The following is a 12,217-nucleotide window of genomic DNA, read 5'->3' on the forward strand; positions in this document are numbered from 1 at the left end:
TTTAGCCGACTCTTTGGAGGATATATTGTGATGTCATTTAAAAATATCTTTCAAGCATACCATGATAGATAGAGCTATTACGATTTGAATTAAAAATTTTTTCTGCTCTTTGTGTTTGTTCAGAACTAAGCCCGATTGCAAATATTTTATTATTATCAAATATTTGGAACCGATCTAACTCAACTATTGAATCATTTTTTTTTAGTCTGGTATCATACCATTTAATTAAAATCTTAGAAATAATTTTATTCTGACTATTTGGTATTTTAATTTTTGTTACATCCCAGCGATGGTTTGCATAATACGTATTTACTTTAACAAAGGGAATTGAATCGAATTTATAAATAAATGATTTATTTTTAAAACAGTTAAAATAGTAAGTCACGGTTATTGTTACGTCTTGTGCTTCTGACTTTCCAATATTAGATATGGTCAAAACTGGACTTATTTCCCTATGACCACCGTCTTTAGAATTTATTGAAGTAATGTTATAATTCTTAAGCTGGATATAAGAAGACATGCTAGAGGCAAATACATTCGTCAAACTTCTAGTTGTAGTAGTTAATGTATCAAGTCTGTCAAGCAATTTATTATTAAATTGATTCTGAAATTTATCAGAATCAATTCCACTAAAAATACTGTAAACAGCTATCACTAAAGAAAGAAAAGCAATGAAGATAGAAATTTTACTTTGTTTCAATTCTGAACTGTTTTTAATCCAGTCCATCATTATTAATTTCCATTTTAATTTCTTCTTCTCTAAATTCCTCATTCCAAGGCGAATATTGCGGTACAATCGATAATTTACCAATTTGATTTTCCTTTGTAGTTTCATTAATTTTTTTATCATTAAATAAATTAAAAATATTTATAGTCGATAACTTTAAAAAATCATAATATAAAAGTTTACAATTTAAAAAATTCAAATTTTTCGATCCTACAATCCTAAAAGTTTTTGAACTGTTAGATTCAATTATAAATTTATCGCTGTTATAATTTATTCCACGTTTTAAATACACAGTGTCTATTGAGGCTTTTAGCTTATCTTCTTCATTCAAAATATTTGTAGATCTATTAACCATAATTGCATAAATCTTGTTATTATAAATGGTTATAGGAAACGAATTATCATTTATAAACTCAAGTTCAACATAACCATTTATTTGCGATCCTGCAACTACATTTATCTTGCATTGAAGTGGTAAATCAGATTTCATTTCAATTAAAAAAACGACTGCAATATAACACAGTAAAACTACCGTCACCAGAATAGCGATTATTTTTTTTATTTTAAATTTCATTATTTTAAATAATTAATATTTCTTAGATAAGTATTTTCTAAATATTTAATCAACCAACTTGTAATTTCAAATTAGTCTTAGAGTTATGAAATAAACTACAATAAAATATTTTCAATACTAAAACCTAATTCATATTCGATTGAATCACTTTCTAAATCAGGATCAATATCAATTTCATTTAAAACCAATTTAGTAGTTCTATTATCAGTGTATGAATCAATTGCTTTTGGTATTTCTAAACCCGATAATTCTTCAATGAGTGATACATTTACTTGATAAGTATCTGAATCATCAAATTGCATAAAAATTTGATCATCAGATTCTAACTGCTCAATAATATTATCTTTTAATAAAAGTTTGTTTTGACTCATCATAAATCCTACTCTATAAAGCTTTCCATCTTCTTTCTCAAACACAACTACTTTCCAAAATAATGACGGAATTTGTATCTGAATGTTATTTATGGGTGTTACAAAATATGGATTGGAATTTGATAGAACTGGACCTGTAAAAACACAGATTCGCAACAGATTTCGTTTAGTTTCAGTATGAAGGATATAATCTTCTAAACTTCTCCAAATATCCCTATTTAAATCCTTATGTTGAGGAACTGCATTTGTATAGTAAAATGTTGAATCTGCTGCATTTAATGCGATTCCAATGGTTTCTCCCCATTGAACATCCTCTCTTTTAGTCATGTGTCCTCTATCAAAATTACTTCTAGCAGAGCTATAAAGTTCTGTTCCCCATTGCAAATCTTTTACTATCCTATTGTCTTTACGCCAATTGTCTTTTCTAGGAACTTTTTTAAATTTTAAACCATCAATATTAGTTGCTGTATAAAAGGGAAATTTATGAGACAACGATAATTGCAAACTATAATTGATGTATTTTATTATATTATTACCATCTTCACCAATCACTAAATCTCTAGATTGCTCTTGATTTAGTTTTGGTAAAAGAACTTTTTTGTTCAAAATAAACTCATCATCGTATCCTTTAAATAACATTTTGCTTTTCATCTAGTTAGTTTTTATGATTATCTTTTAAAAATTGAATTATTTTATTTATAAAAATTCCTTCATTTCTTATTTTTATTCCCTCCTTAAGACCCGGTTCATCAGATTTACTTCCACCTCCGCTATGATGTAAGGCAACCACTTCCCATTCAGAATTAAAGACCGGAGATCCTGAAGAGCCTTTAAGTGTGTCCGTAAGGTATTGAACAATTCTTTCGTTCGTATGAGTTACAATATTATGATACAATGAAATTTGTTTCATCTCTCCCTTCGGATGTTGAATAATATTAACAAAATCATTTATTAAAATTTCAATCTCTTTTAACTCAATAAAACCATATTCTGCTAATGTATTATTATCATCACTTAATTTAAAAATGGTTGCATCACAGTCTTTTACTGCTGAACAGTACCAAGGTCCATTGCCATCAATCATAAAACTCCTAGAAGGAATAGTATTCCCATTAATATCGAGTTCATAATCAAATATTACCCTTGTTTTTTCTATGTCTTTTTGATTATTGATTACATGATAATTAGTAATAAAAAAGACATCTTCAATATCTTTTACTTTGAACAAAAAACCAGTACCAACATTATATCTATTATTACCAATTTTAATCTCAACTTTTCCAACTGATTTACTTTTCTGTACCCCTTTAGCCAAAAAATTAACGGGTAGTAAGGTACTTCGATCCATTGTTAGTACTTCTAATGTCTCATTGGAAACATCCTTCCAATCAGAGGATTCATCAATGTCAGGGCTTTCCGAAAAATCAATTTCTTTAGAAATTAATGCCGATTTTAGAAATTGGTTTCCTGGATATGTATCTAAAACGGATTTCACTAATTCACTTACCTTACTGTTCTTATCTGCCTCACTAAGAACATTACTCCAAACGTCCATTGCGTTACCACTAGTATCAATGAACTGTTGTTTTAACCCTGATGCTTTTACATATTTTGGTATATTATCCTTATTGGGGATTAGGTCGCTTAACACATCGTTTAATTGTGTGAGTTTTTTTGTCCAAGCCATAATTATTTAAAAATTTGTGGATAATCCATTGCAACTCTGTCAATAAGACTTTCAATCATTGTTTTTTCAATACAATTGTTTATTAGCTGAGAAGACATTGATACGGCTGAATCTTCAACGAATAAGGAAACATTCAGGCCAATATTCTTTGCTAATGTTCTGATAGACATACTGGATTGGTAAAATTGTGGTAGCTTTATGATTAACTGTTCAACAGATAACCCTTTAAAGTGTGCTCCTCTAATTCTTTCGTAAAGTAAATTAAGCTTTGCTTTTTCTGAAGCATGAGTTAACTCTAGTGGACAAAAATAACGTGATTCAAAAATTGGTTTAACAAGATTTGGGTTTAATAGATATTCTCCGAAACGTTCATCTTTTTTTGCGTAATTTTCAAAGAAACTTTGAATTTTTGAATCAACATCTAAAACCTTACTATCAGCCGTAACATAGACAAAATCGTAAAAAAGACTATCTTGATGTTCATACTCCATTAAAGAAAAAGGGTGATATTCAATAGGACAATCTTTTTTAAATACTTGAATTTTATCAATAGAATCAATTAGCAAATACCCTCTTGGTATATCTTTGGTTGATGCAAATTTTGATGCCCAATGTGTATCCATTGGCTGCCACTTCGCTTCTCTTATTACCACACAGTCTCCCTGTTTAATTTTTAGCATATCAATTACTTCTGGGAAAAATAAAATAGGAATGCCCACAGAAGCATTACATCCAGCACTTATAGACATTAATGTTTTGCCATCGTCCGTCGGCGGAAGTAACAAAGTCCCTACCCCACCCATAACCTTTTTTGATTTTCCGGGAGGATAAAACTCAAGCCATTGCTCGCTTTGCATTGCAATTTCTTCTTGTCCTTGTTGTCGAACTAATTCAGATGAGCTTGACCAATATAGCCCTGGAACACGAGCAATCCAATCTGAAACAACAAAATTGTATAAATTAATTTTTTGCCCCCAATATTTTGTTGGCTCAGCAATAATACTCTTCCAAAATTCTTTATCAGTATAAAACCAATACGTAGTATTGGCATCAGCTACCACACTTTGACTAATTGTTTCTTGAGCAAAAGAATAATTTTCAATTGTTTCAATAATTTTAGCTCCTTTATATAATTCTTGTAGACTCATGACTAATTATGTTTTTATATAATTCTTTCGTAGGCCATATATGATTTTAAACTTTTTACTATCTCCATATTGTTTTTCGATCTCCTTTAGCAATTTATTCATAGTTATCTTCTTAAGTTGATTCCTTCGTACTTTGTAAAGTGCATCACTCCAAATTTCGTTTGCTGTACTCTTAGTAAGCAAATCTGATTCCTTTCCTCCAGCTTTTTTCCAAATAGTAGTTAAGGCAGTACCATTGGGATATAACTCTACTATTAGTTCTTCTGTACTTTGCCACCACTCATCAGTCGGAATATTGACCGAAGATATAGTACCAGAAATAACCAGTGCAGCTTTAGTGATAAAATCCAAAAGATAATGACATTCTGCCAAAGCAAATTTCCAATTATTTCTCTTAGAAGCTTTACTATTAATGATGTAAGCGGAATTACTGAATCTTTTAACTGCAATTAACTTTCCTAGTTGAGTTGCTTCAACTGCATTAATATGACCTGTGTAATTACTAAGATAATCTTTGAGATTACTATCTTGAAGATTAAACTTATCGAAAATAGGAATCACACTTTTAATATTATTCCGATTAAAAAATAAAAAGTCCCACACACCTTTCTGACTAATATGATCTATTATAAAGATATCATCTGGTATTAATGTATTAGAATTTAAACTTAACTGATTAAGGAGCGCTGCTGATGTTTTCGTCAAAAAATTATTCTTAGCGTTATCTGAAAATTTTTTCCAAATTTCAGATCTATTTGGATAAAAGAGAATATTGCCATGTTCAGACTGCGAAATTTTGTCTATAAGTTCTTCAGAAATATTAGCACCTAAAATCAAACTATCAAATAATTTACTAATTTCTTTATCTGGTTCTTTTAATCCAGTTTCAATCTCATTTCCAGTTAAAATTGCTTCCAGCCAAATTTTTTGCCAATTAGCATCCAAAACTTTTAATTTGTTTAAGTTTTTTGGTGACTTTGAGCAAATTTTACCCGCAATTTTAATCATCCGCATATCGCCGGTTTTAACAGCATAATCAATAATAGATCCCTCATTCTTTCCTTTAACTATTATATCAATTGCATCAAAGTGTGATGAATCCTTATCAACTTTCAAAAGTTCAGTCAAAGCCTCATGTAATTCCAATTGAAAATTTAAAATCTGCGCATAAAGTCGCAACCAACCATTGTTTAATGATAATATCTTTAATTCTTCAAACATCAATTGAGAAAGATTCTTAGGTAGTTTTTCAATGAAGCATGATTCAAATTCTTTCGATTGACTAATAAAACGGGCAATTTTAGATAACAATAATTTCGATTCCCTTAACCATATATAAACCACAACCACTTTAGAAACATTTATTGTATTTAAATAAAATTTCAACTCAATTTCTATTAATTTATCCCACCAATTAAGATTATTACTTTTTAAGTTATCAAAAAAAAATTCCAGATCATTAGAACTTTTTCTGATGGAAAATATATTTTTCCTTGTCCATTTAGTAAGAGCTTCCGAAAGAAGAACTGTAGAATTTTTATAGCTCTCCGTTTTAAAATTTTTTAATATAACTATATCAGAGAATCGACCAGCGTCCATTAATTGAATAATTTTCACTAACAATTTCTGTTTAAAATCATTTCCTTGATTATCTGAAGGGGCAAATTTTGCAATAATATGTGAAAGTGTATTTAGTTTTTTTATATCTACTACTTCTTCCAGCTTTTCGAACGTATCAAGGCCTTTTGCAACGAAATTAATATCATCTCTCGAAAGAGAATTTGAGCCAATAACTTTCTTAAAATTTTCTATACGCTGTTTTACCGAAGAGTCTCCAATTAATAATTGCTCAATTAATTCTATCGGTTTATGATTATCATTTTTCGCAACAATAAAAAAATCTGATCTAAGAAACTTACTTTGAACACTTTCTGGAACTGTAACTAAATTTACCCCTTCAACTATCTTATCATCATTATTAAAAGAAATTCCAAATTGAAAACTTTGCCGTTCCTGCTCAGTAAGACGTTTCCATAGCTCTATTACAGCCAGACTAAAATTTTCCTGTCCAATCCAAATTAAAGTGTTTTTATAATTTTTAACATTAATATATCCATTGATTAGTTTATTGAATCTTCCTTGAAATGTATTCGACACAACATTATGGTCAACATTATTTTTATATTCTACTTGAATAGATTCAAGTATTACATCTTTTTCTATTTTATCGGGTAATAGGTTTATGATTTGACCTATATCCTCTAGACCAAGTATATCTTTTTTATGGATAATTAGAACATGTGAAAATTTTCTTCCTCTTCTTACGTCAGGAGATAAATCTTCAAAGGTTTTCATTATAAGAAAATATTCTCCTTCAAAAAAACCTCGAATAGCAGGAACCCAAATAACTCCTCCAGTTTGATCCTGCAAATCGGCTCTGAATGCAATATTTTTAGCGAGATTAGTGTCTGGCATTGTGGTCATAATCAAACCCCATGCTTTATTTACTTCGCCACAAATTGATTGATGTACTAAAAATTTCACTATAATGCTTCTTCTATTAGTTGAGTTATGTCATTTGTTTGAGTACCATCAGCCAATACTAAATACCCAAATTCCTCTGGTCCCTCAATCAGATATTTCTCTTTATTTTCAGGCGTATCGAGAGGAAATCCTTGAGCAGATAAGCCTATTATTTTCAAAAGTTCTGAATTCCAATTAGACTCTACAAAATTTAATAACAGAGGTAGTTTACTTTTTAATACATCATATGGCTTTTCTTCTGTATTCATTTCGTCCCAGCAAGTTAAAACGATTGTTAGTTTCACCTTCTTGTTGATTAAATGGTAATCGTAACCTTTCGAATGCAATATAATTTGTAATAATTCTATAAAAAAACTTTGATCAGATATCTTATCTTCGATAATGGGTTGCGTTTTTTCTGTGCTTTTTTTGTGTTGCTCAGAAAAAGTTATATCACTAATATCCAAAGACTTATTAACACTATTCAATCTTATAAATAGAATCCAACTATTACTTTCGTTAATTGATGTTTTCCATTCCTTATTTAACTCTCTATTTTCAACAATACTTAAAACTTGTTCACCTCCATATTCTGGACATCTTAAATCAACTTGCTTTTCTGAGAATTGTATAGGTAAATAAAACTTAACGCTTTTTTCAGCAGGAGTTGTTTGTGGTTCTTCACCAGCAGATAAAGACTCTCTTGCGGCGAAAATAGGTGATAAATCATCTACAGTTTTATAAAGTTTGAGATTACTCTTCTTTTTTTGAAGCCTTGAATAAAATTGTGATAAAAAAACCGTTTTAGATGAATGTGGTTTACCAATTAATAATATTGATTTGCTCATTTAATTAACTTTATAATTTAAAAAAATATCTCTTCCCACATTTTCATTTTCCAATGTAATTTCTGTCTTACTAACACTAAATATTACAGAGAGAAGCCAATCCAGTACAATTATATTATTTTTATGTACTAAAACATCTGGATCTTCGGCAGAAAAGTTACTAATATCTATTTCCGTAAAGTTGTTCTCAAAAATTTCACTTAATTCTTCTTGCAGCTTTTCTTTAATCTTAGTATGCACTTCCTCCTTTCTGTCGCTTTTGGACCAAACAGCAATTACTGGTCTATTTTTTAAGTCGTGTTTTAACATTTGTGCTATATCTACAACTTCGGTTTTCGCTTGGTTTTTTCTATTTATAAGATCTTCACAGTCAATAAACAAAATAAAAGCATTTGAATGTTCATAAACCCATCTTGCATTTTCTGCCCTTTCATCCTCTCTATTTTGGGACCAAATTGAGAAAACTTCTCCAGAAGCATCTGATAAAAAAATGTCTTTCAATAATTTTGATTTATTTCGCAATGCTAAATGTAGTAAACGAATATATTGAGCTGGAGTTGGATCAGGAAATGCAACACTTTCCTTTTGCACTTTTAACTTATGATAAAATTCGTCCCAAGCTTTAATAGTTTTTGTTCCACAAAAATCAAAATCTTGGAGTTTAACGCCTCTTAAAAGCAATGTAAAAAGCATGGCGAGATAAGTTGTTTTTCCTGCATCTGCTTTACCTACAACACCAATAATAATTGCTGGATTTCTGAAAGTGACTTTAATTAATTCTTCTATATTTAAAGCTTCTCCAGACCAAGGTAAATCTGACAGCTTTTCTTTTTTTATAGTAGTTGTCTTTTTAGATGGTTGCGCGTTTGAATTTATCCAAAACTCACAATCTGCAGGTTTATCTTTTCCTTCGTGGCAGTTAATAGGAGCAGCACATTCTGGATTTGAACAGTTTCCTCCCATATTATTTTGTATTTGTAATTTTTATTAATTGAAAGTCATGAAAAAGCCAATTTACTAATTCAGTAGGAAATAATTTTGTACTTAATTCTATTCCTACTACCTTCTCAAATTGAGTCAATTGGAGTTTATTCCATAAGAGTCCATTGATAAAGTATAGTAAGTTGGTTTTCCCGGTAAGTAGCTCCTGCTCTGGCAATATGGTTTTTAATGTTTCTGAATGCTTTTGAATGGCTGTAAGAAAGTCTTCAATTGTCATTTTTTGTTCCGTAATTACCTTTAGTTCTTTATAAGTTCCTTTAAGAAAATAATCAACGGCTTTTGGGTAAACTACAGGAATTAAATATGAGTAGTCCTTCGCTAATATTATTTCTAAAACACTTTGATCAAGTTCTCGATAACTTATATCTGCAGACGTTGAATATCCTGCCTCCTTCCACCATAAAAGTTCAGATCTAATCTCTGATGATTTATTTTTATCGAAAATTTCTTTTTTAATCACCTCTAACTCTTCATTCAATACACTTTGAATTTTATCTTTATTTTCATTGGTAATACTAACAATAGCCCTAAGACAACCGTCTATAATAATTTTTATTCCCTTGGCTGTTCTTGACGGAAACTCATATGTCCATTCAGCTGCTTCATCAGGTAAATATGGATTTGGAGAATCAAAATTTGCTTTTCCAGCTTTGTTTGTTGGCCCTACTGCATCTTCTAAATACTTTGTCAACGATTCTTCGTTTGGTAAGTACTTAGTTATATCTTTTAAATCAATAGTTTTTTTAACTAATTCTTTTCCACTTGACAAGGCCCATTCTTTGTTAGCAGTTTGATTGATGGTATTTCCTAATTTAGAAATAAAATCTAAAATAATTCTTTTTTCTTCTCCTATTAACTTAAAATATTTGACGATATTTCTACTTGCAAACCAAATAAGTAATGAGTTATTTGAATCTTCACTTGAACTATTTAACGCCTCAAGCATAACTGCTTTTATGTAAGTTAAGGGGGTATCCTTGGTATTTGATAAGAAAGTACTCCAATTTTTAATGATAATTTCTTTTACCTCGATTATATTGACATCATCTGCCGATATATCCGGATTTATTGCTGTCAAAGTATATGAAACTATTTTTATTTTACTTTTTACCAGTTTCTTAGCAATTTCATCTGCAGCCTTTTTTAATTTTTTAAAATCTTCATCATTAATTACTGAAAGAAGATTGGAATTCAAGTACTCTTGTATCATAAATATTATTATTTTTTTTAAAGTTAGTCCATTAAGAAAATTCTTAATATTAATATTTCATTAATATAAGTCTTCGTTTTTAATTAACATCAGTTTTATCGTTTAACTACTTAAATAGTCGATGCAATTAACATAGTCTAAGATTGTCATTAATTTTAAACGATCTTCAACCTTGTTCGCTATGTTTTTTCTATGAAACTATTCTAAGTTGTAGTGATTAACAAATATTACACTTTAATATGAACCTTCTTTACGGAAAACCATATTAACCTTCAAATATATCGATTCACAAAAATCAACCACCAAGTATTTATACCTGTTTCTTAATAATTAATATTCACATGTTGATTTACCTAAAAGATTACTTCTTTCGTAAATTTATGTAAGTAATTGAGTTATGAAGACACCCCTTTTAGAAGTATTTAAAAGAAATAAATTATAATAAATTTTGCTATGGAAAATGCTTATTTATATGTCAGAGTAAGTACTGACGAACAAAAAAGGAAAGGTTACTCCTTGCCGGAGCAGGAGGAAAGATTATTGAAGTATTGTAAATATTACAATATAGAAGTCAAAGGAATTTATCGTGAAGATTTCTCCGCAAAGAATTTCAATAGACCAGAATGGAATCAATTATTTTCAGAAATTAAAAAGAAATCATCAGGAGACGATAAAAACATATTATTTATCAAATGGGATCGATTCAGCCGTAATGTTGAATATGCTTACGAAATGATTGGCAAGCTTCGGAAATATAAAACAACAGCAAAGGCTATTGACCAGCCAATTGATTTCTCTGTTCCAGAAAGTACAGTTATGCTGGCTGTATATTTAGCAGTCCCAGAAGCAGAAAATACCCGGAGAGCTCAAAACACGGCAAATGGCATGCAACGAGCTAAGTTGACGGGGAGATATCTTGGTAAAGCGCCATTAGGATTTATCAATTTAACATTAATGAATGGCAAAAAAGCTATCGCTCCTAAAGAGCCTGAAGCCGAAATTATAAAATGGGCTTTTTATCATGTTGCACAGAACGATCATAAAATATCCGAAATCAGGAAGATAGCTAATGATAAAGGATTACTATGTTCAAGATCACATTTTTTCAGGATTTTGCATAATCCAGTTTATTGTGGGCTTATACCAGTCAAGCTAAATTCTAGTGAAAAGCAAATGATAAAAGGATTACACGAGCCATTGATATCTGAGTCTTTATTTTATCAGGTTCAATCTATTATTAATACAAAAAGAAAAACTACTGCTAAAAGAGATGATTTACAATCATTATTTTTCCTTAGAGGTTTTCTAACATGTCCTATTTGTAATCGAAAACTTGTCGGAAGTATTTCAAAAGGAAGATCAAAAAAATACCCATATTATCATTGCCGTGATGGCTGCAAAACAAGAATAGATGCAATTTCCCTTAATAATTGTTATCAAAAGAAACTTCAACAGTTTATACTCTCAAATAATACAATTGAATTATTTAAGAATATTTTGGAAGACCAGAATATAAAGACACAGAAAGCAAGTTATCTATACGCTCAAAAAGGATTAGAGAGAAAAATAAATGATGAGAAGTTAATCCTTTCTCAAGGCAGAAAATTATTTATAACTGGAATATTAAAAATTGATGATTATAATGAATTAAAAAAAGAGAATCAAATCAGCACCCAAAATTTAAAAAAGGAAGCAAATGATATTACAGCTAAATTAAAAGCAATTGATAAAAAAAATCAAATAAAAGATAATGCTTTAGTGAAAATCTTTCAAAGATTTTCTGAATTTGAAACCTCAGATAAAAGACATCTTGTAAATCTTATTCCACCGACTGATATTGATTTTAAAACTGGAGCTCTTTCTTTAGATTTAAATCAAGCATTTTTAAAAATTTTATCAAAAAAAAATAACCGAAAAACTAAAAAAAATGAATTTCATTGAAAAGAATATTTCAGTAGAAAAAGCCGTTATTATTCTTTCCAAGAACGGCATTCAGGTAGATGAGAAGGAAGCTAAAATTATTTTGGAATTACTATATTTAGTATCAAAAAATTACGATAAACCAAAAGAGAAAAAAATATCATATCCTTAGTGGGACTTCGAACCACCCTTAGACTCCGTTAAATC

11 protein-coding genes are annotated in these 12,217 nt (G+C 29.6%); 2 read left to right on the top strand and 9 right to left on the bottom strand.

Features of this window, described 5'->3' with window-relative positions:
- Positions 1-37 precede the first annotated feature (37 nt).
- From IRZ78_RS22300 to IRZ78_RS22340, 9 genes are all read right to left on the bottom strand, one after another.
- On the bottom strand, positions 38-730 hold the full coding sequence (locus IRZ78_RS22300) for a hypothetical protein (RefSeq protein ID WP_194619038.1): 693 nt from the start codon (positions 728-730) through the stop codon (positions 38-40).
- Positions 714-1,301, bottom strand: coding sequence for a hypothetical protein (locus IRZ78_RS22305; protein ID WP_194619040.1), 588 nt, complete (start codon positions 1,299-1,301; stop codon positions 714-716). The genes IRZ78_RS22300 and IRZ78_RS22305 overlap by 17 nt, the downstream gene beginning before the upstream one ends.
- A gap of 95 nt (positions 1,302-1,396) precedes the next feature.
- Complete coding sequence (locus tag IRZ78_RS22310; RefSeq protein ID WP_194619042.1) at positions 1,397-2,323, bottom strand: DNA/RNA non-specific endonuclease; 927 nt, start codon at positions 2,321-2,323, stop codon at positions 1,397-1,399.
- A 4-nt stretch (positions 2,324-2,327) separates the two neighbouring features.
- Positions 2,328-3,359: a serine protease gene (locus tag IRZ78_RS22315; protein WP_194619044.1), complete on the bottom strand. Its 1,032-nt coding sequence runs from the start codon at positions 3,357-3,359 to the stop codon at positions 2,328-2,330.
- 2 nt (positions 3,360-3,361) lie between these two features.
- Positions 3,362-4,507 (bottom strand): hypothetical protein, encoded by a 1,146-nt coding sequence (locus tag IRZ78_RS22320; RefSeq protein WP_194619046.1) that lies wholly within the window; start codon positions 4,505-4,507, stop codon positions 3,362-3,364.
- 6 nt (positions 4,508-4,513) lie between these two features.
- Positions 4,514-7,051 (bottom strand): effector-associated domain EAD1-containing protein, encoded by a 2,538-nt coding sequence (locus IRZ78_RS26440; RefSeq protein ID WP_194619048.1) that lies wholly within the window; start codon positions 7,049-7,051, stop codon positions 4,514-4,516.
- Positions 7,051-7,878 carry a hypothetical protein gene (locus tag IRZ78_RS22330; protein ID WP_194619050.1) on the bottom strand — a complete coding sequence of 276 codons (828 nt, stop codon included), beginning with the start codon at positions 7,876-7,878 and terminating at the stop codon, positions 7,051-7,053. The genes IRZ78_RS26440 and IRZ78_RS22330 overlap by 1 nt, the downstream gene beginning before the upstream one ends.
- On the bottom strand, positions 7,879-8,841 hold the full coding sequence (locus IRZ78_RS22335; protein WP_194619052.1) for a hypothetical protein: 963 nt from the start codon (positions 8,839-8,841) through the stop codon (positions 7,879-7,881).
- Position 8,842: 1 nt separating this feature from the next.
- Positions 8,843-10,090: a GTPase-associated system all-helical protein GASH gene (locus tag IRZ78_RS22340; RefSeq protein WP_194619054.1), complete on the bottom strand. Its 1,248-nt coding sequence runs from the start codon at positions 10,088-10,090 to the stop codon at positions 8,843-8,845.
- 453 nt (positions 10,091-10,543) lie between these two features.
- On the opposite strand from IRZ78_RS22340, the gene IRZ78_RS22345 reads away from it, so the two are divergent.
- Both IRZ78_RS22345 and IRZ78_RS22350 read left to right on the top strand, forming a co-directional pair.
- Positions 10,544-12,031, top strand: coding sequence for a recombinase family protein (locus tag IRZ78_RS22345; RefSeq protein ID WP_194619056.1), 1,488 nt, complete (start codon positions 10,544-10,546; stop codon positions 12,029-12,031).
- Positions 12,018-12,182, top strand: coding sequence for a hypothetical protein (locus IRZ78_RS22350; protein WP_055096343.1), 165 nt, complete (start codon positions 12,018-12,020; stop codon positions 12,180-12,182). The genes IRZ78_RS22345 and IRZ78_RS22350 overlap by 14 nt, the downstream gene beginning before the upstream one ends.
- The last annotated feature ends 35 nt before the right edge of the window (positions 12,183-12,217 follow it).

It is taken from the genome of Flavobacterium sp. CSZ (assembly GCF_015350725.1).
Classification (GTDB): Bacteria; Bacteroidota; Bacteroidia; order Flavobacteriales; family Flavobacteriaceae; genus Flavobacterium.

What these genes read in the sequence shown, in the direction of transcription:
- IRZ78_RS22335 (WP_194619052.1), bottom strand. Translation starts at nt 8,841, where the DNA reads ATGGGAGGAAACTGTTCAAATCCAGAATGTGCTGCTCCTATTAACTGC.
- IRZ78_RS22330 (WP_194619050.1), bottom strand. Translation starts at nt 7,878, where the DNA reads ATGAGCAAATCAATATTATTAATTGGTAAACCACATTCATCTAAAACG.
- IRZ78_RS22350 (WP_055096343.1), top strand. Translation starts at nt 12,018, where the DNA reads ATGAATTTCATTGAAAAGAATATTTCAGTAGAAAAAGCCGTTATTATT.
- IRZ78_RS22305 (WP_194619040.1), bottom strand. Translation starts at nt 1,301, where the DNA reads ATGAAATTTAAAATAAAAAAAATAATCGCTATTCTGGTGACGGTAGTT.
- IRZ78_RS22300 (WP_194619038.1), bottom strand. Translation starts at nt 730, where the DNA reads ATGATGGACTGGATTAAAAACAGTTCAGAATTGAAACAAAGTAAAATT.
- IRZ78_RS22320 (WP_194619046.1), bottom strand. Translation starts at nt 4,507, where the DNA reads ATGAGTCTACAAGAATTATATAAAGGAGCTAAAATTATTGAAACAATT.
- IRZ78_RS22315 (WP_194619044.1), bottom strand. Translation starts at nt 3,359, where the DNA reads ATGGCTTGGACAAAAAAACTCACACAATTAAACGATGTGTTAAGCGAC.
- IRZ78_RS22345 (WP_194619056.1), top strand. Translation starts at nt 10,544, where the DNA reads ATGGAAAATGCTTATTTATATGTCAGAGTAAGTACTGACGAACAAAAA.
- IRZ78_RS22310 (WP_194619042.1), bottom strand. Translation starts at nt 2,323, where the DNA reads ATGAAAAGCAAAATGTTATTTAAAGGATACGATGATGAGTTTATTTTG.
- IRZ78_RS22340 (WP_194619054.1), bottom strand. Translation starts at nt 10,090, where the DNA reads ATGATACAAGAGTACTTGAATTCCAATCTTCTTTCAGTAATTAATGAT.